The organism is Tenacibaculum sp. Mcav3-52, assembly GCF_022347665.1.
In the GTDB taxonomy this organism is placed as follows: Bacteria; Bacteroidota; Bacteroidia; order Flavobacteriales; family Flavobacteriaceae; genus Polaribacter; species Polaribacter mesophilus.
This window is the reverse complement of sequence record NZ_JAKRGE010000001.1, coordinates 172113-195738: the sequence shown is the minus strand read 5'-3', so window position 1 is coordinate 195738 and position 23626 is coordinate 172113. Positions and strand designations below refer to the sequence as shown.

The window sequence follows — 23626 nt, the reverse complement described above, 5'->3', positions numbered from 1 at the left end:
CTTATACTATTGGCTTTAAGCTGTTGACTATAAGCGTACGTTTAATTTTTAATAATTGTTGTGTTTATAATTAACACATTAGGTTAATTATCCTACAGAACCTTCTAACGAAATTTCTAATAATTTTTGAGCTTCTACAGCAAATTCCATTGGAAGCTTATTTAATACTTCTTTACTAAACCCATTAACAATTAATGCAATAGCTTTTTCAGTATCAATACCACGTTGATTACAGTAAAATAATTGATCTTCACCAATTTTACTAGTAGTAGCTTCGTGTTCTATTTGAGCCGATTTATTTTTAGCTTCGATATAAGGAAAAGTATGAGCACCACACTCATTACCCATTAATAAAGAATCACATTGAGAGAAGTTACGTGCATTTTCTGCTCTTGAATTTATTTGAACTAAACCACGATAACTGTTTTGCGACTTACCTGCTGAAATTCCTTTTGATATAATAGTTGATTTGGTATTCTTTCCTAAGTGAATCATCTTAGTACCCGTATCGGCTTGTTGATGATTGTTTGTTACAGCAATTGAATAAAATTCACCTACAGAATTATTTCCTTTTAAAATACAACTTGGGTACTTCCATGTAATTGCTGACCCTGTTTCAACTTGCGTCCAAGAAATTTTAGCATTGGTTTCGCACAAACCTCTTTTGGTAACAAAGTTATATACTCCTCCTTTACCTTCTGAGTCTCCAGGAAACCAGTTTTGAACTGTTGAATATTTTATTTCAGCATCGTCTAAAGCAATAAGCTCAACAACTGCTGCGTGTAATTGATTTTCATCACGTTGTGGAGCAGTACATCCTTCTAAGTAAGAAACGTAACTACTTTCATCTGCAACTACTAACGTACGCTCAAACTGTCCTGTTCCTCCTTCGTTAATACGGAAGTAAGTAGATAATTCCATTGGACAACGAACTCCTTTTGGAATATAACAAAAAGATCCATCTGAAAATACTGCCGAGTTTAACGCAGCGTAAAAGTTGTCAGTTGGTGGTACAACAGAACCAATATATTTTCGTACTAATTCTGGATGCTCTTGAATAGCTTCAGAAATTGGCATAAAAATAATTCCTTTTTCAGCTAAGGTTTCTTTAAAAGTAGTAGCAACAGAAACAGAATCCATTACAATATCAACAGCTACATTTGCTAACCTTTTTTGTTCTTCTAAAGAAATTCCTAATTTTTCAAAAGTTGCTAATAAATCAGGGTCTACCTCATCTAAACTATTTAATTTAGGTTTTTGTTTAGGAGCTGAGTAGTAAGAAATATCTTGAAAACTTGGTTTTTTGTAGGTAACATTAGCCCACTCTGGTTCTTCCATTTGTTCCCAAATTCTAAAAGCTTCTAAACGCCATTCAGTCATCCATTCTGGCTCATTTTTCTTTTTAGAAATGGCACGAACGATATCTTCGTTTATTCCATTAGGAAACTTTTCACTTTCAATATCAGTATAAAAACCATATTCGTACTCTTTGGTTTTTAATTCTTCTCTTAAATCGTCCTCGGTGTATTTACTCATCAGTTTTTTGTATTCTTTTTGTGATGTATAGGTTTATAAAGAGAAACTCTCTCCGCAACCACAAGTTCTGTTAGCATTAGGATTGTTAAATACGAATCCTTTACCGTTTAAACCTCCAGAATATTCTAAAGTTGTTCCAACTAGGTATAAAAAACTCTTTTTATCAACAATAATTTTTACATCGTTGTCTTCAAAAACCTTGTCGTTTTCCTGTTGGGTTTTGTCAAAAGTTAAGTCGTATGATAATCCTGAACAACCGCCACTTTTTACCCCAACACGAACAAAGTCAGTTGTAGTGTCAAATCCGTCATCAGTCATTAGTTCAATGACTTTCTTTTTTGCTGTGTCTGAAACTTTTATCATCGTTTTAAATAGATTAAATCTAAGTGACTGCAAAGATAATGACAAAATATGATTTATATCATTTTTTGAAATGAATATAGTTATTAAGCAATAAAAATTGTTTATACTTTAAATCTACAGGTTGATTGTTAGAAGATTATTGTTTGAAATCAGTATTGTTTACAAAATCATCATCAGAAAGGGTTAGCAAAAAAGCTTTTAAGTCTGCTTTATCTTTATCTGAGAGTTGTACTCCTCCTTGATTGGCTTTCTTCATTAAGGGATCTATTGTAGAAGATAATTTTAAACCTTCAGAATAATGGTTTATAACTTCTTCTAAAGTAGTAAACCGTCCATCGTGCATGTAAGGAGCGGAAAATTTTAAATTTCGTAGAGAGGGGCTTCTAAACTTTCCGTTATCATTAGGGTCACCTGTAACGGTGCCTAATCCTAAATCGGTAAAATTTTCATCTAAACCGTTGTTGTGGAATTTGTTATCTGTCCATAAAGGGTTGTTGTCGCTTCCATGACAATGAAAACAGTCTCCTCTAGTTTCGTCCATAAACACATTAAACCCATTTTGTTCTTCAGGAGTTAACTCTACTTTACCTAAAAGGTGTTGGTCAAATTTTGAATTTCCAGAAATTAGAGTTCTTTCAAACTGAGCGATTGCCTTGGTAACTAATGTTGAGTCTATTTTTGATGCTCCAAAAGCTCGTTGAAAAAGGGTCGGGTATTCAGCGTGTTCTTGTAGTTTTTTAGATACATTTTTCCAGTCACTGTGCATTTCAATTGGATTACGAACAGGAGAGAATGCTTGACGTTCAATACTGAGTTCTTTTCCGTCCCACATAAAACGTTCATCAAAATTCCAAGCTAAATTAAAAAGCGGCATTGAGTTTCGCGTTCCGAATTTACCATCGACTCCTTCACTAAAACGAGTGTCATCGGTAAAAGCGTTTTTAGGGTCGTGACAACTAGCGCAAGATTGTGTGTTGTCTTTTGATAAAATAGGGTCAAAAAACAATTTTTTACCCAAAGCTATTCCTTCTTTTGTTAGAGGATTGTTAGCTGGAATAACAGGAGCTATTAATTTTTGTTGAAATAATTTAGGGATTTCTAAACTAGTAGGAACAGGAGTATATATACTTTCTTCTTCTCCTTTAGAAGAACAACTAAGTAAAAGAAACAGTAGAAAAGAAAGATATATACTTTTTAGCATCATTATTATTGAGAAATATTTCCTAAACTAAATACACCACTTTTCCCATTTTCAGAAATTTCTTTCTGAGCTTCAAAATCCATCATTAAGTCAACACTTTTTTTGGTTAAATCCCAGTCATTAGGACTTTTAAACCATCCAGCTACATTCATTTTAATTTCTATTGTAGCATTGTTTTTTAAGAGGATAGAGCCAGTTTCAATTCCAAAAGAAGTATCTAAAATAGAATCTTTTTCTTTGTCATAAGCTCTTACAGCATGAAAATTATATGGGTTTTCTACCCCTAAGGTGTCTTTGTATTTACCGTCTAATTGCATAAAGTGGTATCCTCCTCCCATCATATCTGGTACATTCCAATCAGCAGAGTTTAAATCTGGATATGTTCCACTTAAATTGTTACTATTATTAAAACCGAAGGTAAAAAGTAGTTTATAGCTTCCTTCTGATATTTTTTTAGAAAGAGCGTAGGTTAAACTGTCTGGTTTACTTAGGTCAATTAGTTTGTAACTGTCAAATTTAGTTGTATCTCCTGCACCATTAACAAGGCTAATACGTGAGATTAAATAGCGTAATCTGCTTATAGAGAGTTTACTTCCTTTTTTATTAGTGAATTCAGTGCTTTCTAAGTCAGATTTTTCAATTAAAGTACCATCCCAATTTTGACTAAATTTTAGTTTTACTGAAACTTCTTTGATAGGTTCATCATTATCTGAGCTACAAGAAAATAGTAATAGACTAAGGGAAAAAGTTAAAAAGTATTTCATTTATTATTTTAGTTTGATAATTAGTAGGTCTGAAAACCCCTTGTTTGTTGTTATATCTTGGTTATTGCTGCTACTATCGCCTACAGCTATAATACTACCATTTGTTAATTCTACAGCATCGTAGCAAAAATCTATTTCTGTTCCTCCAACGGTTTTTTGCCATAATAGATTTCCATCTGTATCAATTTTCATAATCAATGCGTCATTTTGACCTTTATTGATGAAATTGTTGTCAGCGCTTCTTGAACTTCCAGAGATTAAAAAATCTCCGTTCAATGTTTTTTTAATCGATCTGCCAACATCAAAACTCGAACCGCCATAGTTCTTTTGCCAAAGCAATGCTCCTTGACTTGTTATTTTTACAACCCATAAATCGGCACCACCATTATTTTGAGAAATGTCTTGATTAGAGCTACGTGTATCTCCTACTATAATGAAGTTTCCATCATTGGTTTTTGTTATTGCTCTAGCTTCATCAATTTCTGTACCACCAAAAGATTTTTCCCAAAGTAAATTTCCACTTTTATTAATCTTAACAACCCAAAAGTCATAAGAGCCCTTGTTGTTTTTTATATCTACATCATTACTGTCTGAAGAACCAATTAATAAATAGCCGTCAGCTGCTTCTGCTACGTCGTAACAAGTATCAGTATTTGTGCCTCCAAAGTATTTTCTCCATTCAATATCTCCGTTAATATTGAGTTTAACTCCCCAATAGTCTCCACCGGCATGTTTGGCTGCTTGTTTTGAATTACCTAAGCCTCCAGATGCTGTAACATCTAGAATACTTCCAACAAAATAACCTCCGTCAGAAGTTTGAATAATTGAAAAACCTTGGTCAGCTCCAGAAAAACCAGTAGTTTTTTTCCATACTATTGTGCCGTTGTTGTCTAGTTTTAATACCCAAACGTCATCAAACCCTTCGTTTGTATTTACATCTCCATCATCACTTTTTCCGTAACCTACAATAGCAAAACCATTATCTTTTGTTTTAATAATTTTAGATGCTTTGTCATCTTTTGAACCGCCATAGGTTTTTTGCCATATAAGGTTATCATTGGAGTCAAACTTTAAAATCCAAAAGTCGTATTGAATTATATTTTTAGTGGTTTCTATATCTCCATCAATACTTTGAGTATAACCAGCTATAATATAGCCTCCATCAGTAGTGCTAATTACACTTCTACCGCTTTCATTTATAGAACCGCCCAAAGTTTGAACCAAACTAACTTTAGGGATTTTGGTTGTAGAATTAAGTTGTATACCATCATCTTTATTACAGCTGTAAATAATTAATAAGAAAATTAATAATGGGAGTTTTTTAAGCATTTATTGTTTTTTAAGGATAAATAAACCTCTATTAATGTCGCTTACCACAATTTTTCCGCTTTTAAAGTAGGGGTATACGCTCCAAACACCATTAAAATCAGCATTATCATTTTCAGGGTGTGTATCAAAGAAATTTGTTTCGGTAATAGTTTTACTCTCTATATTTGAAATGTCAATAAAACGTACACCAGCATTATAGTTTGCTAAATAAAAAGTACTTCCTTTAATATATCCATTATGATCAATTGCCGAAGTAGGTCCTGTGTATATAAAGTGTTGTTTAGGGTTCTCTAAATCAGAAAAATCAAAAACAATAGTCCTTGTATTGTGACCGAAATTTTGTTCATCTAACTCGTCTCCTAAAATAAAATATTTTTGATTTTCAGTAAACCAACCTTGATGTGTATAACCAACGTTTGCATATGAAACTTTAGAAATGTTTACAGGGTTTGCTTTATCAGTAATGTCAACAATTACGACCTCATTTTCATTACTTCCTATTAGTATTTCTTTACCTATGTAATTTGTGTCTGGTCCATTGTAGGTTACCACTTGTGCATCATGACTATAATTGTCCATTCCCCATCCACCTTCATTTATTGGATTTAGAGGATTTTGTATATTGATAAATAAAGGACCTCCTCTATATGTTCCAGATCTATTTGTACCCACAGGGTATGCGTATCCTGAATTTTCATTAATAACAATGTTGTGTGCGCTACCAAAACCAGTAAAATGCTTGTCAGCTACAAACGTTTTTGGAGGGTTTGTAATATTTCTAAGTTTTGTTAAGTCAAATACTTGCATACCATGATTTGTAGCCTCACTAACAATAAAAGCATGGTTGTTATATACCTTCACATCCCACCAACTTTTACTCGTAGTTGCAGTTGGAAGTTTGCCTAAATAAATAGGGTTTTCTGTATCGGTAATATCAACAAAAGTAGTTCCATTATCTACACACATAATAGCGTATTCTTTGTTGGTTGTTGGATCTGTCCATCCCCAACAGTCACTTCCGCTAACAGCATCAAATGTGCTTAGAGGTATGTTTAATAGTAAATCATAGCCATCACAAGAATAAATTCCTGCTTTTCCATTAGAGCACGCAGTTTTATTGGTTTTTATTGGAGTTTCGCTAGAAGAGGATGTGCAAGAAGCTAAAAACAGCATTCCAACTAAAACGAATAAGGTTTTAAAGTTTTCCATAAATTGGGGTTTAAAATCACTAAATTAAGTAATTAACTATTTATATAACATATAAAAATAGCAAAACCCTATTTTTATTTTGTATAGATTAGCTTAAGCAGAATACTTCTTTTTGTTTGTTAGTCGTTATCTTTGCAGCATGTTAGAAGATAAAAATCAAGAAAGAACTTCGTTAGCTGAGCTAGGAGAGTTTGGGTTAATAAACCATTTAACAAAACATTTTAAAATGTATCATTCTTCAACTGTGAAAGGGGTTGGAGATGATGCAGCTGTGATTAATACATCGGATAAAGAAACTGTAATTACAACTGATTTATTGGTTGAAGGAGTGCATTTTGACTTGAGTTACATGCCTTTAAAGCATTTAGGGTACAAAGCGGTAATGGTTAATTTATCAGATGTTTATGCAATGAATGCTAATGCGGAACAAATAACCGTATCTATCGCTGTATCTAATCGTTTTCCGTTAGAAGCTATTGAGGAATTATATGCAGGAATACAACTAGCATGCGATACATATAAGGTAGACTTAGTGGGAGGAGATACTACATCTTCAACAAGAGGAATATTAATTTCTGTTACAGCTATTGGTACTGCTAATAAAGAGAAAATTGTTTATAGAAATGGGGCTAAACCTACTGACTTAATTGTAGTTTCGGGAGATTTAGGAGGAGCATATTTAGGGTTACAAGTATTAGAACGTGAAAAACAAGTGTTTCAAGTGAATCCTCAAAATCAGCCAGATTTGGATAAGTATACTTATATAATCGAACGTCAATTAAAACCAGAAGCACGTAAAGACATTCCTAAGTTATTAGAAGAATTAGAGGTAAAGCCAACTTCGATGATTGATATTTCTGATGGATTATCTTCTGAAATTATGCATATCTGTACGCAAAGTAAAACAGGATGTAAAATATATGAAGATAAATTACCATTAGACCCACAGGTTATTTCTACTTCTGAAGAATTTAATATGGATAGTACGATGATAGCTTTAAGTGGAGGAGAAGATTATGAGTTGTTATTTACGGTTTCTATTGCTGATTATGATAAAATAAAAGGAAATCCTAATTTAACAGTTATAGGTCATATTACTGAAGAAAATGAAGGGATAAACTTAGTAACACGTGCAAACCAAGAAATTGAATTAAAAGCACAAGGTTGGAATTCTTTTAATAAAGAGTAGAGGAGAACAAGATATAATAGGTTAAGCATCCATGTTTGGGTGCTTTTTTAGTTTTAAAGAGGCTTTTTTTTAATTATTTTGGAATACGAGTTTTGGTATAAAAATTGTATATTAGTCAGACAGTAAAAAGAATATTAACAAAAAATCAAAAAAGAGAATGGGAATTTTTTCATTTATTAAAAATGCCGGGGCAAAAGTATTCGGTATCGGGAAAACAACTGAAGAAGAAGCTACAGAGAAAGCTGCAAAATTAGTAGATGCAGTAAATAAATTAGAGCTTTCTGTTGAAAACTTAGCTGTTAATGTGGAAGATGATAAGGCCACAGTAACAGGAGAAGCAGCAGATTTAGCTACTAAAGAAAAAGTAGTTTTAGTAGTGGGTAATACGGAGGGGATTGCTTCTGTAGAAGACAATATGACCGTTAAAGAAGTTGAAGTTATCGAAGAAGCTGCTATGGCACAATTTCACACTGTAGTAAGTGGAGACTCATTAAGTAAAATTGCAAAAGAATTTTATGGAGATGCTATGAAGTATCCAGTAATTTTCGAAGCAAATAAACCAATGTTAACACACCCTGATAAAATTTATCCAGGACAAGTATTAAGAATACCACCTTTAGTGGACTAATCAAAAGTTAATCAGCCAAAGGGAAAAGCACTGCATTTGCAGTGCTTTTTTAGTTTAAGTAAAAGTGATATTTAAAGATTGGTATGAGGTAAAATAGTAGTAAAAAAGAATAAAATTATCATCATATTTGCACCTGTTTTTAAAACCATAAAAATGAATCAAAGAGCGTTAGCACTTACAGCAGCTTCAATCGCAACACTTATTTACGGGGTTACATTTACAGTAGCTAAAGAAGTGATGGAGGGATATATTCAACCATTTGGTTTTATATTGCTTCGTGTTGGTGGGGCTACTATGATTTTTTGGCTGTTAGGACTTTTTGTAAAAGCACCATCTATTGAGAAAGCAGATTATAAAAAAGTAGCGATGGCAGCTTTTTTTGGCATTGCTTTCAATATGCTTACGTTTTTTAAAGGGTTAAGTTATACCACACCAATCAATGCATCAGTTATGATGGTAACTACTCCTATTTTAGTATTAATTTTTGCTAGTATTCTTTTAAAAGAGAAATTAGTTTTAAGAAAAATAGCAGGAGTTATAGTTGGTATGGTAGGAGCCATAATTTTAATAGCTTACGGGAATCCACTTAAAGGAGATGCAACTAATATGGTGCTAGGAAACTTTTTAGTATTCATTAATGCAGCATCGTATGGTATGTATTTGGTGGTTGTAAAAAAACTAATAGCAAAATACAACCCTATTGTTTTTGTTAAGTGGTTATATCTTTTTGGATTGATAATGGTACTACCTTTTGGTTTTTCTGAACTGTTAGAGGTACAGTGGCAAACAATGCCTGTTTCAATTTTCTTAAAAGTAGGTTTTGTAGTATTATTCACTACTTGTATTACTTACTTGTTTAACTTATTTGCATTATCAAAATTAAAACCAACCACAGTAAGTGTTTTTATGTATTTACAACCTGTGGTAGCAGCTATTTACGCATTGATTGTAGGTAGTGATCATTTAGATTTGGTTAAAATAGGAGCTGCATTATTAATCTTTTTAGGAGTATTTTTGGTAACCAAACGTCCAACAGAAACTCCCAATAAATAAACGTATCTTTGCGGATTATTAAACCGAAGTTATGATACAGTCAATGACGGGTTACGGTAAATCCGTACTACATTTACCCTCTAAAAAAGTAACAATCGAAATTAAATCTTTAAACAGTAAAAACTTAGATTTAAATACTAGAATTCCTTCATATTACAGAGAAAAAGAACTCAATGTTCGAAAAAAACTAGCAAGTAACTTGGTAAGAGGTAAAGTGGATTTTTCTATTTATGTGGAAATGACTGCAGATGAAACTTCAACTACGGTGAATACAGGTGTGGTACGAGAGTACATGCAGCAATTAAGAAATGTAACTCAAGTAGGAACTTCAGATGATGTTGAGTTAATGAAAATGGCTGTTAGAATGCCAGATGCTTTAAAAACAGAGCGTGAAGAGTTAGATGAAGAAGAGTGGAAGCAAATAGATACTCATATTGACGAAGCTTTAAAAGAAATTATTCAATATAGAACTGACGAAGCAAAATCGTTAGAAGAAGATTTTAAAACAAGAATACTAAATATTCAATCTGCTTTAGAAGAAGTTAAAAAGTTAGATGGTGATAGAATAGAGCATGTTAAAGAACGCTTACAAAAAGCATTAACAGATTTAAAAGTTGAGGTTGATGAAAATCGTTTTGAACAAGAGCTGATTTATTATTTAGAAAAGTTAGATATTAACGAAGAAAAAGTACGTTTAGCTAATCACTTAGAGTATTTTTTACAGCAATTAGCAACAGAAGATTCCAATGGAAAAAAATTAGGATTTATCGTACAAGAAATCGGAAGAGAAATCAACACAACAGGATCAAAAGCTAATTTTGCACCAATGCAAAAATTAGTCATCCAAATGAAAGACGAGTTAGAAAAAATAAAAGAACAAATTTTAAACGTTTTATAAAAATGTCGAAAGAGTTTAAAGGGAAATTATTTGTGTTTTCAGCACCATCAGGTTCAGGTAAAACTACTATTGTACGTCATTTGTTGGCAAAAGAACGTTTTAATTTGGAGTTTTCAATCTCAGCTACTTCAAGAGCTCCAAGAGGAGAAGAAGTTGATGGAAAAGATTATTATTTTATCTCTGCAAAAGAATTCAAGCAAAAAATAAAAAATGACGAGTTTTTAGAGTGGGAAGAAGTGTATCGTGATAACTTTTATGGAACGTTAAAAACAGAAGTTGAACGAATTTGGGCGCAAGGAAAACATGTAATTTTTGATATTGATGTTGTTGGAGGTTTACGTATTAAGAAGAAATTTCCAGAAGAAACCTTAGCTGTGTTTGTAAAGCCACCAAGTGTTGATGAGCTAAAAATTCGTTTAAAGAAAAGAAGTACCGAAAGCGAAGACAAGATTAACATGCGTATTGCTAAAGCTTCGGTAGAATTAGCAACAGCACCACAGTTTGATAAAATCATTAAAAACTACGACTTACCTGTAGCATTACAAGAAGCGGAAGATTTAGTAGATGATTTTTTAGGAATAAAAAAGAAAGTGAAAAACGGATAAAGAATAAGTCTAGTATCTATAAATATGAAAAATATCGGATTATACTTCGGAACTTTTAATCCAATTCATATTGGGCATTTAATTATAGCCAATCATATGGTTGAGTATTCTGATTTAGATGAAATTTGGATGGTGGTTACGCCTCATAACCCTTTTAAAAAGAAAAGCTCACTGTTAGATAACCATCATCGTTTAGATATGGTATATTTGGCTACAGAAGAATATGAGAAGATTCAACCATCAGATATAGAGTTTAGGCTTCCTCAACCAAATTATACTATAAATACCTTAGCACATATTTCTGAAAAACACCCTAGTTATAACTTTAGCCTAATTATGGGAGAAGACAACCTGAAAAGTTTGCATAAATGGAAAAACTATGAGGCAATTTTAGAAGATTATAATATTTATGTTTATCCTAGGGTTTCTGAAGGAATTGTTGAAAGCCAGTTTAAAAATCACAAAAAAATTCATAGAGTTGAAGCTCCAATAATAGAAATTTCTTCAACCATAATTCGCAAAGCCATAAAAGAAGAAAAAAACTGTAAACCTTTGTTGTCTCAAAAGGTTTGGAAGTATATTGATGAGATGAATTTTTATAAAAAATAGTTTCGCCGTTTTTTCGTTGTATATTTGAAATCCAAACAAGTATAAAACGTGGCAAAAAATAAAAAAAAACGAAAACTTAAACAGAAACTTACCGATAAGTATCGTCTAGTAATAATTAATGAAGATACGTTTCAAGAACGATTTTCTTTAAAGCTATCACGATTAAATGTTTTTGTATTTGGAGGAGTGTTTTCTATACTTCTTATAGTACTCACCACTTTGTTAATTGCTTTTACGGGTATACGTGAATATATACCAGGGTATTCATCAACAGCCTTAAAAAGAAAAGCTACCAGATTAACATATGAAGCAGATTCTTTAAAAACTAGATTGTCAGTTATTGAAAGTTACACTAAAGCTTTAAAGCCAGTTTTAACAGGTCAAATTGAGCCTGAAAAGATAGACTCTATAACAAAAGAAATGAAAACAATAGCTTTTGATGAAAGTAAATTACAAGCATCAAAGGAGGATTCTTTATTTAGAGAAAAAGTAGAGAGCAAAGACTTATTTCCTTTGCATAACGGAGGGGCAAATAGAGTTAAAAATGTATTCTTTTCACCTTTAACAGGAAACATATCACAACCATTCGACGTTAATGACAAACATTATGCGATCGATATTGTAGCTAAAACTGGCACGCCTGTAAAAGCCGTAGCCGACGGTACAGTTATTTTAGCAGAATGGACAGCAGAAACAGGGTATGTAATAACGATACAACATTCTAACGAATTTATATCAGTATATAAACATAACGGAACTTTGTTAAAACAACAAGGAGACGTCGTAAAGTCTGGAGAAGCAATAGCAAGTGTAGGTTCCACAGGAGAATTAACTACCGGACCTCATTTACATTTTGAGTTGTGGAATAATGGATTTCCTGTTAACCCAACAAACTATATAGATTTTCAGTAAATAGAAAAAGAACATGAGTATAAAATCAATATTAGCAATTCCATTTGCAAAAATTGTCCGTAAACAAGTATATAAATGGGCAAACAACCCACATAAAACACAAGAAAAAGTTTTTCAATATTTGGTTACAGAAGGATGTAAAACAGCATTTGGAAAAGATCATGATTTTGTATCAATCAACAATTACGAAGACTTTAAAAAAAGAGTGCCTATTAACGACTATGAAGGTTTACGTAGTTATGTAGATAGAGTTGTAGCAGGAGAAGAGAATGTTTTGTGGAAAGGAAAGCCCTTGTATTTTGCCAAAACTTCAGGAACTACTTCAGGAGCCAAATATATTCCTATAAGTAAAGAATCTATGCCCACACATATTAAAGCAGCTCGAAATGCTTTGTTGTTTTATATCACAGAAATAAACGATGCTAGCTTTGTTGATGGGAAGATGATTTTTTTACAGGGAAGTCCAGTTTTAGAAGATAAAAACGGCGTGAAACTAGGGCGGTTAAGTGGAATAGCAGCGCATTATGTTCCAAATTATCTCTTAAAAAATCGTTTACCAAGTTGGGAAACCAACTGTATTGAAGATTGGGATACCAAAGTAGATAAAGTAGTTGAAGAAACCTTACCAGAAAACATGACGGTAATTAGCGGAATTCCATCATGGGTACAAATGTATTTTGAACGATTGATAGAGAAAACTGGAAAGACAGTTTCCGAAATTTTCCCAAACTTCAATTTCTTTGTGTATGGAGGTGTGAATTTTGAACCATACAAGAACAAGTTTGAAGCGTTAATTGGGAAAAAAATAGACTATGTAGAATTGTATCCAGCATCTGAGGGGTTTATTGCATATCAAGATTCACAAACCGAAAAAGGAATGTTGTTGCAGTTAAACTCAGGAATGTTTTATGAATTTATTCCAGCAAATGAATTTTTTGATGAGAATCCAAAAAGAATATCATTAAAAAACGTTCAATTAGGGGTGAATTATGTTATTATTTTAAACACCTCGGCGGGTTTATGGGGGTATAATATTGGCGATACTGTAGAATTTACTTCTTTAAAACCCTACAGAATAAAAGTAACAGGACGTATAAAACACTTTATTTCTGCTTTTGGTGAGCATGTAATAGGGAAAGAGGTAGAAAAAGCGTTGAATGATGCTATAAAAGGAACTGATGTGAATGTAAGCGAGTTTACAGTAGCACCGCAAGTAAATCCTGAAAGTGGATTACCATATCATGAGTGGTTTATTGAGTTTGAAAATGAACCTGAGAATTTGGATGAGTTAGCATCTAAAATAGATACATCGATGCAAGAGCAGAATGTATATTATTTCGATTTAATTGAAGGTAAAATTTTACGTCCTCTTATCATTAGAAAAGTGAAAAAAGGAGGTTTCCATGAATATATGAAATCCATAGGAAAGTTTGGAGGTCAGAATAAGATTCCACAATTATCAGACAACCGAAAAATTGCGGATGTATTGCAGAATTTTTTAATTGAATAAAAAAGTAAAATGAAAATTGTAGCCACTAACATTGGAGAAAGAAAAGAAATCGATTGGAAAGGAAAAACTGTTACTACAGGTATTTTTAAGTTTCCTGTTGAGAAACCTATCTTTTTAGATGTTGAAAAAGTAAAAGATGATGCTATTTGTGATAGAGAACATCATGGAGGAATAGATCAAGCAGTTTATGCCTATTCAGAGAAGCATTATGCATATTGGAAAGAGTTATACCCAAGTTTAGATTGGAAACATGGAATGTTTGGTGAAAATCTGACTGTTTCAGATTTAGAGGAAAGTCAATTGCACGTGGGAGATACTTTTAAAGTAGGAGAGGTTATTATTGAAGTAACTAAACCACGTCAACCATGCATGAAGCTAGGAGTGCGTTTTAATGATATGAAAATCGTAAAACAATTTTGGCAACAAAACATACCAGGAGTTTACTTTAAAATATTGCAAACAGGTTATGTAAAGTCAGGTGATAAGTTTGAGCAAATAAAAAGCTGCCCTCAAAATCCAACCATCGAAGAGGTATATAAGACTAAGAGGTAAGCTAAGTTTACCTCTAAAAAATAAATTTTTTAGAATCTAAAATATTTTTTGAAGCCATAGAGGCAAATCCCATTTTATATAAAATATCGGCTCTAGTATTTTCTTTATGGTTTAATGTTTCCATAGTTTCAATAATATCTTCCTTAAAACCATTTCTATGATATGTTTTATGAACTTCTTTAATAAAAGAAGTTGGAACTTGAAAATAGTGTGAACCAATTACATCCATAGCTGTACCTTTTGAAAGTAGGTAAGCTTCGTTACCAAACTTCTTCTTGTCGACAGTAGGGTATAAGTGCATATCAATAGCAGTTTTAATAGTGGAAGCTTTATCTTCACTATCGTTTTTCTTCACAAATTCATTTGCGAAAGAGCCTCCGTAATTGGCAAAACATTGTTTACTGCACACATGGTTGTGGGTATCTGTTAAACCAATATCATGTAGTATTGAGGAAACAAATAGTGACTCTTCATCATAGTGTAGTTTTTCTGAAAGAGCAATACCAGCAGACCAAAAAAAGGTTCTATAAGAATGGTAAAGTAATATAGGGTTACATAAATCATTTGCTTCTTCTAAAGCTAGTTTAGATAGCTTAGAGTCAGGAATTTTTATAGTATCAAGATCAAACTTTATTTTAGATTTAATACCGATTTTATATAATGTTTTAGTGAAACTCTCTTTTAATTTTGAGGTAATTAAAAGCTTTTTAAACTGTTGGATTTCTTTTCTGTTGAGTACAGATGGACTATAATTATTATGTATTTGCATTGCTTGTTTTTTAGAACAAAGCAAAGATAAAACAAAAACATACTAACTGGTATGTTTTTTAAGCTTAAGATTATTTTAAAGTAGTTAAGTAAAGTTTTAATTGATTTAAATGATGGGTGTAAGTATCTGTCTTGTTACTTAATTTTCCTAAAGCTCTAGCTCCCCAATAGCTAGCTATAATAAAATCAGCAACTTCTTCAGCATTAATACTTGAGTTAAAAGTATTATTTTGCTGTTCTTTGGTAATAGAAGTAGCAATAGCATTTGTCCATAATGACTTTGCTTCATCAAGAGCTTCTTTAAAATCATTGTCTAAAGGCGACATTTCTTGAATTAAGTTAGCTAGAGGACAACCATATTCTATGGTTAAAAAAGAATTTTGTAAAAGTAATTCTTCAATCATTGTATATAAAGAATCATGTAAACTGGTAGAAGAAGAAAGAAAACTTACAGAAAAATCAATGGTTTTGGATTGTATTACCTCTTTAATAACAGCAATTCCCATTTGCTTTTTATTTTTAAAATGATAATAAAAAGCACCTTTTGTTACTTTAGTATTCGCTATAATTTCATCAATACTTGTAGATTGATATCCTTTCTTATAAATAAGTTCAAAAGCTTGTTGTAAAATAGTTGCTCTGGTGTTCGCAGATTTCTTCATTTGTTGTAGCTTGCTCTTTATTAATTTACATACAGCACAAATTTACTATTATGTATATAACAAAGTAGTGTAAAGACTACAATTTAGGTTAAAAAGAAGTTTTAGTTAGGAGTATTCCATCCGTGTATGAAGTTCTCAGTAATAAAACTGAAGAATTTAAAAGTCAACACTATTATAAAAAGCGTTATGATTACTTTAAATATTTTCTTATTCATTTTGCTTTTGTTCTAACTCAAATACTTTTTGCAGCATTTTATCATCTCGCTGATCTACTTTGTATAAACCTTCGTCACTAAAAAGTTCACGAGCTATCAATACTTTTAAGTTATTGCGAAGTTGATTTTTTGTTCTTTCAGGAAGTCTAAAATCTTTGAGTTCTGCTAAGAATTTATTAGAAATCTTATTGTCTTTATCAAAATCATTAATAAAATCCTCAACGGTTAATGAAGCGAGTTTTTTACGATTATCATCTACATATGAAAAAGCGAAATCATTTAAAGGACGGAAGAAAATTGTAGGAATATAAGCTGAGGTATCTACCGCTACAAAATAATCAGGAATAATTCCACCGCCACCATATACTACTTTACCTTTAGGAGTCGTATACTTCAAACTATCAATAGTTTTAATACTGTCTTTGGTAAATAACTCCCCATTTTCTAGTCGATGTTCAAAATCATGACTATATTCTTCAGAATCTGCGTCTTTTTTATAAGGCTTTTGAATAGAACGCCCTGTTGGAGTATAATACCTAGCCGTAGTTAATCGAACCGCAGAACCATCTCCTAAGTCCATTTCTTGCTGTACTAGCCCTTTTCCAAAAGAACGACGTCCAATAATAATACCTTTATCATTATCTTGCAAGGCACCAGCTACAATTTCAGAAGCAGAAGCGGAGTTTTCATCAATTAGTACATATAACCCACCGTGCTCAAAATCACCTTTATCAGTAGCGAAAGATTTTACAATATCACCTTTGTTATTTTTTGTAAATACAATCAGTTTTTCATCTTCTAAGAATTCGTCAACAATATCATTAGCAATATCAATAAAACCACCACCATTTCCGCGAAGATCTAAGACCAAATCAGTCATTCCTTTTGTAAGTAATTTGTTTAGAGAAGATTTAAACTCAATATAGGTGTTACGTGCAAAACGATCTAGTTTTATATAGCCAATACTATCGTTTAACATGTAAGCAATATCAACACTTTTAATATTTACTTTACCACGATTAATAGTAATGTTAAAAATACTATCATTGGTCTTTCTATAAATTTGCAAATCAACTTTAGTGTTTGGCTTTCCTTTTAAAGCTTTCATTATTTGGGAAGTTTGCAGTTTTTTCCCATAGAGTGTATCCTTGTCTGCAAGTAAAATTCTATCACCTGCTTTAATTCCTGCTTCAATACTTGGTCCTCCTTTAATAGGTTCTATAACGGTAATAGTATCACCAATCATACGAAATTGAACACCTATTCCTACAAAATTACCTTGCATGTTTTCGGTAACCAATTGTAAGTTTTCTTTAGGAATGTATACTGAATGAGGATCTAATTTACCTAACATCTCTGCAATGGCTCCATCTAATAAATCATCTGTGTTAACAGCATCAACATAATCACTTTGAATGTAGTCAATTAAACGCTTTATTTTTCGTTCACTTGATGAGCTTTTCCCAATAAGATTGCTTGATTTTCCGTTGCTAAAAAAGGTCCCAATAAGAATACCGAAAATAACTGCAATAGATAAATATATAGGTAAATTATTCTTGTTCATAAGGTAAATAAGTCAGTTCAACACCCGCTTTCTCTAAAAAATCTAATCCTGATCGGTCTTTGTATGCTTGTGCATATACTACACGTTTTATTCCTGCTTGATGTATTAATTTACTGCATTGTTGGCAAGGAGAAAGTGTAATATATAAAGTAGCTCCTTTGCATGATTGTGTAGAAGAAGCTACTTTTAAAATAGCATTGGCTTCGGCATGCAACACATACCATTTGGTGTACCCTTCTTCGTCTTCACAATAATTTTCAAAACCAGAAGGAGTACCATTATAACCATCAGAAATAATCATTCGATCTTTAACAATTAAGGCGCCTACTTTTTTACGAATACAGTGTGAAAGTTGTCCCCATTCATTTGCCATTTTTAAATAGGCAATGTCATATTTTAATTGTTTTTTCTTCAAAATTTTCAGTACGATTTTTCTTAGATAAGCTAAGGTAGTTAGATTTGTGTTAGTTAGGCGTTAATTTTTTACCAAAAAACACGGTCAAACATCATTTGTAAAGCAAAACCAATTACGATTGATGACATGATTAAAATCCAATCACGACGATTTACACTAAAGATTGATTGCACTAGTGCTCCAATTAGTAAAATACCTAATACAATAATAATTTGTGCTACTTCTACACCTAAGGCAAATTCTAATAAAGGTAAAAATTTATCAGAAGTTTTTCCAATCATAATTTTAAAATAGTTAGAAAAACCAAGTCCGTGAATTAACCCGAAAAACAAAGCAAAAAATAAATTTTGGTTTTCTTTTCCTACCGATGCTTTTTTTGCGGTTAATACATTCATTAATCCCGTAATAAAAATAGTTAACGGAATTAAAAACTCAATTAAATCTGCTCGTACATTTAAAATTCCGTATGCTGAAAGCGCTAGAGTTATTGAGTGTCCAATAGTAAACAAAGTAATTAACCATAAAACTTTTGTCCACTGTTTAAATTGATACACAACAGCTAATACAATTAAGAATAAAATATGGTCATAGGCTTTAAAGTCTAATACATGAAACAAGCCCATTTTAAAGTAGAAGATAAAATCGTTCATTAGGGGTTTTTAAATTTTTATTTGTCGATCTATTTGTTGGTCTAAAGATATAAAAGTTTCGGTTCTTGAAACTCCTTTTATGGTTTGAATATCCTTATTTAACAAATGCATTAAGTCTTCGTTGTTTTTACACAGTATTTTAATGAAAATAGCATAGTTACCTGTAGTGTAATGACTTTCTACGATCTCAGGAATTTCTTTTAAACGTTTAATTGCAGAAGAGTATAGGCTAGAAGAATCTAAAAATACACCAACAAAAGCGGTAGTGGTATAGCCTAATGCTTTTGGATTTAATATCATTTTGTAACCATCAATTAAATCCGATTCGTCTAACTTTCTTAATCGTTGATGAATGGCAGCACCAGATATACCTACTTCTCGGGCAATACTTAAAATAGGTGTACGAGCATCTTTTACAAGACGTTTAATAATTATTTTATCAATTCCGTCAATTTTTAATTTTCTAACCATAAAACAAAAATAAGGAAAGTTTAATTACCAATAAAAAATAATAAATTATTGTTTTTCGGTAATTTTATTATATTTGAACCATCATCAAAATAACAAAATTGAATATGAAATCAACATTAAACATTTTAAAAGTATTTTGTACACTATTGGTAATTAGTGTAGGTGTAAAACTTTTTGAAATATTTTATAAGATAGTTCATTATACCATTTATGGAGGAAGTAAAACGAAGATATTTAAATTGACAATTCCAGAAAACTGGAGCGATGAATATTATTATTTTTTGTCTCTGACAGCTTTAGTATTAATGGGGTATGTGATGTTTTTACTTGTTGAATTTAGAAAAGTAATTTTTAATTTTTCAAAAAATAGTGTTTTTACAAAGGAGAATAGTGACCGACTACGAAAAGTGGGAAAAGGGTTAATTATTTACGGAATTATAGTCTTGTGTTTTACAACAGTACTAGGTTTAATAATTGAAGGTGGTTCAACTTTAAGCTCAGGTTCAGACCCAGCTTATAGTAGTGGATATATATTTGGGTATACGGTAGGGGCTTCAATAAATAAAGTACTACCAATATTTGTTATAGCATTATTTGTGCAATTTATTTCTTTCATTGTGGGAAAAGGAAATGTACTGAAAGAAGAAAACGATTTAACCATCTAAAAAATAATTATGAGAAAATTAAAAATTTTAAAAAGCTTAATAGACTTGATTTTTATTGTATATAGTCTTATGGTTCCTTTTCTTGCTATAGGTATTCCTCTTATATTTTTTGTAACAGAACAAGGCAATTTTAAAATTATGGGGTTAGACTTTAATGTAGGCACAAGTATAATTTCAAAAGTATTTGTAGCGATTTTTTTATTGGTGTATGTACTAGTTTATAATGCAATTTATAAATTTAGAGTAGTGTTAACAGAATTTGTTAGAACTAAGATGTTTTCAGATAAAGTAATTACAAACTTAAAGGGAACAGGAAATTTATTACTTATCTCAGGTATTTTGATGATTGTTGCTAGAATTGGTTTAAAGCTAACAACAACATCAACTATAAATTTTGATTTTGGAATTGGAGCTCATTATTTAAGTATCTGTTTTGGACTTTTCTTTTTGGTGCTTTCAGAGGTATTTAGAGTTTCAAAAGAATTAAAACAAGAAAACGATTTAACCATATAAGTATGCCAATTATTGTAAACCTAGATGTAATGCTTGCCAAACGAAAGATGAAAAGTAAAGAATTGGCAGAAATTGTAGGAATTACTACTGCAAACCTGTCCATCTTAAAATCAGGAAAAGCTAAAGCGATTCGTTTTTCAACATTAGAAGCTATTTGTAAAGCATTAGATTGTCAACCCGCAGATATTTTAGAATTTGTAGAGGAGTAAAAACAGAAGATTCTGTACCTTTACAGTTATGTATGCGTTGGTAGATTGTAATAACTTTTATGCTTCTTGCGAACGGGTTTTTAATCCGAATTTGCAAGGAAAACCTGTGGCTATTTTAAGTAATAACGATGGGTGTGTTATTTCAATGAGTGACGAAGCAAAAGACTTGCAACTTCCATTTGGAGCTCCAATTTTTAAGTGGGATCAGTTTTGTAAAAACAATAATATCTCAGTGCTATCGTCAAATTATCCGTTGTATGGTGATATGAGCGCTAGAGTGATGAAAATTTTAGAACAATTTTCTCCAGATGTGGAAGTATACTCTATTGATGAAGCATTTTTACAATTCAAAGGTTTTAATGAATATAATTTTAATTCTTACGGAACTGAAATAAGAAGTAGAATTTTACAATGGACGGGTATTCCAACTTGTGTAGGAATTGCACCAACAAAAGCATTGAGTAAAGTAGCTAATAAAATTGCTCGAAAATTCTTGAAAGAAACAGGTGGAGTGTGTGTGATTGATTCCGAAGAAAAAAGGGTTAAAGCATTAAAATGGACTTCTATAGAAAGTGTTTGGGGAATTGGAAGAGGTATACAAAAAAGACTACAAGCTAAAGGATGTATAAAAGCGTATGATTTTACACAGTTAAATGACGATTGGGTGCTGAAAAATTTATCGATTACAGGTTGGAAGTTGAAAAAAGATTTAGAAGGAGATCCTAAAATACAACTAGATGAGCCTACTAACAAAAAAGCAATAGCAACAACCCGAAGTTTTGAATATACATTTTCGGATCTAGATAATATTAAAGAAAGAATCTCAACGTTTGCTGTAAGTTGTGCAGAAAAATTACGTAAGCAAAACTCAAGTTGCCATATGGTAATAGTATTATTGCGTAGTGATTATCATAAAAAAGAGACTAAACAACATCGAGCAAGTAAAACTATTGTACTTCCATATCCGACAAACTCTACATTAACAATAAGTAAAAGTGCAGTACAAGCTGTAACTACTATTTTTAAGGAGGGAATAAAGTATAAAAGAGCAGGAGTAATTGTAACAGGGTTGGTGCCTTCAGACAATTATCAATTAGATATGTTTGCAAAGGAAGACCCGAAGCATGCTTCTTTAATGAGTGTAATAGATAAAATTAATCAGACTTATAAAGCAGATAAGGTTAAATTAGCAAACCAAGATTTACAACGTACTTGGAAGATGCGTCAAGAGCGATTATCACCAAAATATACTACAAATATTAACGATATTATTAAAGTAAAATAAGCTTAGTTAAATAACAAATAATAAGATGTTACGAAAATTAAAACCAGTAAAAGCATCAGAAGCATTGACTTTTTTCTTACCAAAAGAGTTAAATGAAAGCGAGGGAGCTATCTTTATGGATACAGGTATTTCTGCGGGCTTTCCTTCTCCTGCTGATGATTTCAGGGAAACGCGTATTTCATTAGATGAAGAACTTATTAGAAATAAAGAAGCCACTTTTTTTGCACGAGTAAGTGGTCAGTCGATGATTGGTGCAGGTTTAGATGATAATGATTTACTGGTAATTGATAGAAGTATTCCGCCAACAAATAATAAGATAGCGGTTTGCTTTTTAGATGGAGAGTTTACGGTAAAACGATTAAGAGTTGAAGGAAGTGAAGTTTGGTTGCAGCCTGAAAATCCAGACTACCCAATCATAAAAATTACAGAAGAAAATAATTTTATTATTTGGGGAGTTGTAACTAATGTAATTAAGAAAGTATAAAAAAATCCAGTAAAATTACTGGATTTTTTAGTTGTTTTTTGTTTTGAAACCTTTTGTTTAAAAAGATTAACAAAATTCGTCATAAGCAGCTGCTAAATTTTGAGCAATAGCTTGTGCAGAGCGCCCCTCGATATGATGACGTTCTAACATGTGCACTAAATTACCATCTTTAAACAAAGCAATTGCAGGTGATGATGGAGGGAAAGGAATCATGTATTCTCTTGCCTTCGCTGTAGATTCTTTTTCTACACCTGCAAATACAGTAGTTAAGTTAGTAGGAGTCTTATCTGCTCCTAAAGAAGCGATAGCACCTGGTCTTGCTGTACCAGCAGCACATCCACAAACAGAGTTTACCATTACTAACGTAGTTCCTTCTTTGGCTAAAGCATTGTCAACATCTTCAGCAGTATATAAAGCTTCAAAACCAGCATCAATTAATTGATCGCGCATTGGTTTTACTAATTCTTCTGGATACATATTTTTGAATTAAAATTTAAGGCAAAGATACTTCTTTTAGTGCCAACAATCAACCCGAAATAAGTATGGTAGATAGATTGGTAATGTTTTATCTTTGTGGCCTCTAAAAAACAAACAATGGGAAAATTTGCAAAATGGCTTGGAGCAGGAGCCGGTTTTACATTAGGAGGTCCAATAGGAGCTATTATAGGGTTTGCTGTAGGAAGTCTTATTGATGGAATTTCTGTAGAAGATTTTGTACAAGAACAGCAAGAATATCAAAAAAAGACAGGGGGACAACCAAGAAGAGGAAGAGCTACATCAGGAGATTTTGAAATAAGCTTGTTAATATTAGCTTCGGTAGTTATTAAATCTGACGGAAAAATAGATAGGCGTGAACTGGACTATGTTCGTATGTATTTTGTGAAAATGTATGGTAAAGAACGAGCAAATCATGCGTTTAAATTATTCAACGGTATTATTAAGAAACAAGTATCTACGCGACAAGTTTGTTTACAAATACGTCAGTATATGTCACATGCTACACGATTACAGTTACTACATTTTTTATTCGGAATAGCAAAAGCAGATGGACAAGTAACTAGTGTAGAGGAAGAAGAGATTAGAAAGATAGCAAGTTACTTGTATATTAACGAATATGATTATTCTTCAATAAAGGCAATGTTTTATGACGAATCTGATAGTGCTTATAAAATGCTTGAAATAACAAAAGAATCCACTAACGATGAGGTAAAGAAAGCATATCGAAGAATGGCAAAAAAATACCATCCAGATAAACTTCAAAATTTAGGAGAAGAACATAAAAAAGGAGCTAAAGAAAAATTCCAAAAAATACAAGCAGCTTATGAACAGATAAAAAAAGAGCGAGGAATAAGCTAGAATAAAAAAAG

The 23626-nt window shown here is 31.9% G+C and carries 28 protein-coding genes; 15 read left to right on the top strand and 13 right to left on the bottom strand.

Annotated elements, in window-relative coordinates; all coding sequences use genetic code 11:
- Positions 1–87: 87 nt before the first annotated feature.
- The 6 genes from sufB to MHM83_RS00930 all read right to left on the bottom strand — a co-directional run bounded on the left by sufB (position 88) and on the right by MHM83_RS00930 (position 6402).
- Positions 88–1536: a Fe-S cluster assembly protein SufB gene (gene sufB, locus MHM83_RS00955; protein WP_073182171.1), complete on the bottom strand. Its 1449-nt coding sequence runs from the start codon at positions 1534–1536 to the stop codon at positions 88–90.
- Between the two features lie 33 nt (positions 1537–1569).
- Complete coding sequence (locus MHM83_RS00950; RefSeq protein ID WP_047789909.1) at positions 1570–1899, bottom strand: HesB/IscA family protein; 330 nt, start codon at positions 1897–1899, stop codon at positions 1570–1572.
- 136 nt (positions 1900–2035) lie between these two features.
- Positions 2036–3103, bottom strand: a complete 1068-nt coding sequence (locus tag MHM83_RS00945) for a cytochrome-c peroxidase (protein WP_239178152.1) — start codon at positions 3101–3103, stop codon at positions 2036–2038.
- 2 nt (positions 3104–3105) lie between these two features.
- Positions 3106–3864, bottom strand: a complete 759-nt coding sequence (locus MHM83_RS00940) for an MbnP family protein (RefSeq protein ID WP_073182169.1) — start codon at positions 3862–3864, stop codon at positions 3106–3108.
- Positions 3865–3867: 3 nt separating this feature from the next.
- Positions 3868–5193, bottom strand: a complete 1326-nt coding sequence (locus tag MHM83_RS00935) for a hypothetical protein (protein WP_167712892.1) — start codon at positions 5191–5193, stop codon at positions 3868–3870.
- Positions 5194–6402, bottom strand: a complete 1209-nt coding sequence (locus tag MHM83_RS00930) for a choice-of-anchor B family protein (RefSeq protein ID WP_082118666.1) — start codon at positions 6400–6402, stop codon at positions 5194–5196.
- 139 nt (positions 6403–6541) lie between these two features.
- Here MHM83_RS00930 and thiL point away from each other — a divergent pair, with 139 nt between their 5' ends.
- The 9 genes from thiL to MHM83_RS00885 all read left to right on the top strand — a co-directional run bounded on the left by thiL (position 6542) and on the right by MHM83_RS00885 (position 14358).
- On the top strand, positions 6542–7591 hold the full coding sequence (gene thiL, locus MHM83_RS00925; RefSeq protein WP_047789913.1) for a thiamine-phosphate kinase: 1050 nt from the start codon (positions 6542–6544) through the stop codon (positions 7589–7591).
- A gap of 157 nt (positions 7592–7748) precedes the next feature.
- On the top strand, positions 7749–8219 hold the full coding sequence (gene lysM, locus MHM83_RS00920; RefSeq protein WP_047789914.1) for a peptidoglycan-binding protein LysM: 471 nt from the start codon (positions 7749–7751) through the stop codon (positions 8217–8219).
- 153 nt (positions 8220–8372) lie between these two features.
- Positions 8373–9272, top strand: a complete 900-nt coding sequence (locus tag MHM83_RS00915) for a DMT family transporter (protein WP_073182167.1) — start codon at positions 8373–8375, stop codon at positions 9270–9272.
- Positions 9273–9303: 31 nt separating this feature from the next.
- Complete coding sequence (locus MHM83_RS00910) at positions 9304–10170, top strand: YicC/YloC family endoribonuclease (RefSeq protein WP_231128374.1); 867 nt, start codon at positions 9304–9306, stop codon at positions 10168–10170.
- Positions 10171–10172: 2 nt separating this feature from the next.
- Positions 10173–10775 carry a guanylate kinase gene (gene gmk, locus MHM83_RS00905; RefSeq protein ID WP_047789917.1) on the top strand — a complete coding sequence of 201 codons (603 nt, stop codon included), beginning with the start codon at positions 10173–10175 and terminating at the stop codon, positions 10773–10775.
- 24 nt (positions 10776–10799) lie between these two features.
- The gene (nadD, locus tag MHM83_RS00900; protein WP_239178151.1) at positions 10800–11384 is read left to right on the top strand and encodes a nicotinate (nicotinamide) nucleotide adenylyltransferase; all 585 of its coding nucleotides are present in this window, start codon (positions 10800–10802) and stop codon (positions 11382–11384) included.
- A gap of 48 nt (positions 11385–11432) precedes the next feature.
- Positions 11433–12296, top strand: coding sequence for a M23 family metallopeptidase (locus MHM83_RS00895; RefSeq protein WP_047789919.1), 864 nt, complete (start codon positions 11433–11435; stop codon positions 12294–12296).
- A 13-nt stretch (positions 12297–12309) separates the two neighbouring features.
- Positions 12310–13806, top strand: coding sequence for a GH3 auxin-responsive promoter family protein (locus tag MHM83_RS00890; protein ID WP_239178150.1), 1497 nt, complete (start codon positions 12310–12312; stop codon positions 13804–13806).
- 9 nt (positions 13807–13815) lie between these two features.
- Positions 13816–14358 carry an MOSC domain-containing protein gene (locus tag MHM83_RS00885; protein ID WP_239178149.1) on the top strand — a complete coding sequence of 181 codons (543 nt, stop codon included), beginning with the start codon at positions 13816–13818 and terminating at the stop codon, positions 14356–14358.
- A gap of 13 nt (positions 14359–14371) precedes the next feature.
- Here MHM83_RS00885 and MHM83_RS00880 read toward each other — a convergent pair whose 3' ends face one another.
- The 6 genes from MHM83_RS00880 to MHM83_RS00855 form a co-directional block, all read right to left on the bottom strand.
- Complete coding sequence (locus MHM83_RS00880) at positions 14372–15127, bottom strand: nitrile hydratase (RefSeq protein ID WP_239178148.1); 756 nt, start codon at positions 15125–15127, stop codon at positions 14372–14374.
- A gap of 70 nt (positions 15128–15197) precedes the next feature.
- A complete protein-coding gene (locus MHM83_RS00875; RefSeq protein ID WP_239178147.1) occupies positions 15198–15788 on the bottom strand; it encodes a TetR/AcrR family transcriptional regulator in 591 nt (196 codons plus the stop codon).
- 207 nt (positions 15789–15995) lie between these two features.
- The gene (locus tag MHM83_RS00870; protein ID WP_239178146.1) at positions 15996–17567 is read right to left on the bottom strand and encodes a S41 family peptidase; all 1572 of its coding nucleotides are present in this window, start codon (positions 17565–17567) and stop codon (positions 15996–15998) included.
- Positions 17554–17985 carry a deoxycytidylate deaminase gene (locus MHM83_RS00865; protein ID WP_047789925.1) on the bottom strand — a complete coding sequence of 144 codons (432 nt, stop codon included), beginning with the start codon at positions 17983–17985 and terminating at the stop codon, positions 17554–17556. The genes MHM83_RS00870 and MHM83_RS00865 overlap by 14 nt, the downstream gene beginning before the upstream one ends.
- Before the next feature lie 65 nt (positions 17986–18050).
- The gene (locus MHM83_RS00860) at positions 18051–18632 is read right to left on the bottom strand and encodes a HupE/UreJ family protein (protein ID WP_047789926.1); all 582 of its coding nucleotides are present in this window, start codon (positions 18630–18632) and stop codon (positions 18051–18053) included.
- A gap of 9 nt (positions 18633–18641) precedes the next feature.
- Complete coding sequence (locus MHM83_RS00855; RefSeq protein WP_047789927.1) at positions 18642–19103, bottom strand: Lrp/AsnC ligand binding domain-containing protein; 462 nt, start codon at positions 19101–19103, stop codon at positions 18642–18644.
- A gap of 104 nt (positions 19104–19207) precedes the next feature.
- Here MHM83_RS00855 and MHM83_RS00850 point away from each other — a divergent pair, with 104 nt between their 5' ends.
- From MHM83_RS00850 to MHM83_RS00830, 5 genes are read left to right on the top strand one after another with little or no spacing between them, the layout of a single operon-like run.
- Positions 19208–19768: a DUF2975 domain-containing protein gene (locus MHM83_RS00850; protein WP_239178145.1), complete on the top strand. Its 561-nt coding sequence runs from the start codon at positions 19208–19210 to the stop codon at positions 19766–19768.
- 9 nt (positions 19769–19777) lie between these two features.
- A complete protein-coding gene (locus MHM83_RS00845) occupies positions 19778–20281 on the top strand; it encodes a DUF2975 domain-containing protein (protein WP_047789929.1) in 504 nt (167 codons plus the stop codon).
- Positions 20282–20283: 2 nt separating this feature from the next.
- Complete coding sequence (locus tag MHM83_RS00840; protein WP_047789930.1) at positions 20284–20490, top strand: helix-turn-helix domain-containing protein; 207 nt, start codon at positions 20284–20286, stop codon at positions 20488–20490.
- 28 nt (positions 20491–20518) lie between these two features.
- On the top strand, positions 20519–21775 hold the full coding sequence (locus MHM83_RS00835; RefSeq protein ID WP_239178144.1) for a Y-family DNA polymerase: 1257 nt from the start codon (positions 20519–20521) through the stop codon (positions 21773–21775).
- A 25-nt stretch (positions 21776–21800) separates the two neighbouring features.
- Positions 21801–22259 carry a LexA family protein gene (locus MHM83_RS00830; RefSeq protein ID WP_073182158.1) on the top strand — a complete coding sequence of 153 codons (459 nt, stop codon included), beginning with the start codon at positions 21801–21803 and terminating at the stop codon, positions 22257–22259.
- A gap of 66 nt (positions 22260–22325) precedes the next feature.
- On the opposite strand, the gene MHM83_RS00825 is transcribed toward MHM83_RS00830, so the two are convergent.
- Complete coding sequence (locus MHM83_RS00825; protein ID WP_073182156.1) at positions 22326–22736, bottom strand: BrxA/BrxB family bacilliredoxin; 411 nt, start codon at positions 22734–22736, stop codon at positions 22326–22328.
- A gap of 117 nt (positions 22737–22853) precedes the next feature.
- On the opposite strand from MHM83_RS00825, the gene MHM83_RS00820 reads away from it, so the two are divergent.
- Positions 22854–23615, top strand: a complete 762-nt coding sequence (locus tag MHM83_RS00820; protein WP_073182153.1) for a TerB family tellurite resistance protein — start codon at positions 22854–22856, stop codon at positions 23613–23615.
- Positions 23616–23626 lie beyond the last annotated feature (11 nt).

Coding starts and splice junctions, on each gene's coding strand:
- sufB (WP_073182171.1), bottom strand. CDS start 1,536: ATGAGTAAATACACCGAGGACGATTTAAGAGAAGAATTAAAAACCAAA.
- MHM83_RS00950 (WP_047789909.1), bottom strand. CDS start 1,899: ATGATAAAAGTTTCAGACACAGCAAAAAAGAAAGTCATTGAACTAATG.
- MHM83_RS00945 (WP_239178152.1), bottom strand. CDS start 3,103: ATGATGCTAAAAAGTATATATCTTTCTTTTCTACTGTTTCTTTTACTT.
- MHM83_RS00940 (WP_073182169.1), bottom strand. CDS start 3,864: ATGAAATACTTTTTAACTTTTTCCCTTAGTCTATTACTATTTTCTTGT.
- MHM83_RS00935 (WP_167712892.1), bottom strand. CDS start 5,193: ATGCTTAAAAAACTCCCATTATTAATTTTCTTATTAATTATTTACAGC.
- MHM83_RS00930 (WP_082118666.1), bottom strand. CDS start 6,402: ATGGAAAACTTTAAAACCTTATTCGTTTTAGTTGGAATGCTGTTTTTA.
- thiL (WP_047789913.1), top strand. CDS start 6,542: ATGTTAGAAGATAAAAATCAAGAAAGAACTTCGTTAGCTGAGCTAGGA.
- lysM (WP_047789914.1), top strand. CDS start 7,749: ATGGGAATTTTTTCATTTATTAAAAATGCCGGGGCAAAAGTATTCGGT.
- MHM83_RS00915 (WP_073182167.1), top strand. CDS start 8,373: ATGAATCAAAGAGCGTTAGCACTTACAGCAGCTTCAATCGCAACACTT.
- MHM83_RS00910 (WP_231128374.1), top strand. CDS start 9,304: ATGATACAGTCAATGACGGGTTACGGTAAATCCGTACTACATTTACCC.
- gmk (WP_047789917.1), top strand. CDS start 10,173: ATGTCGAAAGAGTTTAAAGGGAAATTATTTGTGTTTTCAGCACCATCA.
- nadD (WP_239178151.1), top strand. CDS start 10,800: ATGAAAAATATCGGATTATACTTCGGAACTTTTAATCCAATTCATATT.
- MHM83_RS00890 (WP_239178150.1), top strand. CDS start 12,310: ATGAGTATAAAATCAATATTAGCAATTCCATTTGCAAAAATTGTCCGT.
- MHM83_RS00885 (WP_239178149.1), top strand. CDS start 13,816: ATGAAAATTGTAGCCACTAACATTGGAGAAAGAAAAGAAATCGATTGG.
- MHM83_RS00880 (WP_239178148.1), bottom strand. CDS start 15,127: ATGCAAATACATAATAATTATAGTCCATCTGTACTCAACAGAAAAGAA.
- MHM83_RS00875 (WP_239178147.1), bottom strand. CDS start 15,788: ATGAAGAAATCTGCGAACACCAGAGCAACTATTTTACAACAAGCTTTT.
- MHM83_RS00870 (WP_239178146.1), bottom strand. CDS start 17,567: ATGAACAAGAATAATTTACCTATATATTTATCTATTGCAGTTATTTTC.
- MHM83_RS00860 (WP_047789926.1), bottom strand. CDS start 18,632: ATGAACGATTTTATCTTCTACTTTAAAATGGGCTTGTTTCATGTATTA.
- MHM83_RS00855 (WP_047789927.1), bottom strand. CDS start 19,103: ATGGTTAGAAAATTAAAAATTGACGGAATTGATAAAATAATTATTAAA.
- MHM83_RS00850 (WP_239178145.1), top strand. CDS start 19,208: ATGAAATCAACATTAAACATTTTAAAAGTATTTTGTACACTATTGGTA.
- MHM83_RS00845 (WP_047789929.1), top strand. CDS start 19,778: ATGAGAAAATTAAAAATTTTAAAAAGCTTAATAGACTTGATTTTTATT.
- MHM83_RS00840 (WP_047789930.1), top strand. CDS start 20,284: ATGCCAATTATTGTAAACCTAGATGTAATGCTTGCCAAACGAAAGATG.
- MHM83_RS00835 (WP_239178144.1), top strand. CDS start 20,519: ATGTATGCGTTGGTAGATTGTAATAACTTTTATGCTTCTTGCGAACGG.
- MHM83_RS00830 (WP_073182158.1), top strand. CDS start 21,801: ATGTTACGAAAATTAAAACCAGTAAAAGCATCAGAAGCATTGACTTTT.
- MHM83_RS00825 (WP_073182156.1), bottom strand. CDS start 22,736: ATGTATCCAGAAGAATTAGTAAAACCAATGCGCGATCAATTAATTGAT.
- MHM83_RS00820 (WP_073182153.1), top strand. CDS start 22,854: ATGGGAAAATTTGCAAAATGGCTTGGAGCAGGAGCCGGTTTTACATTA.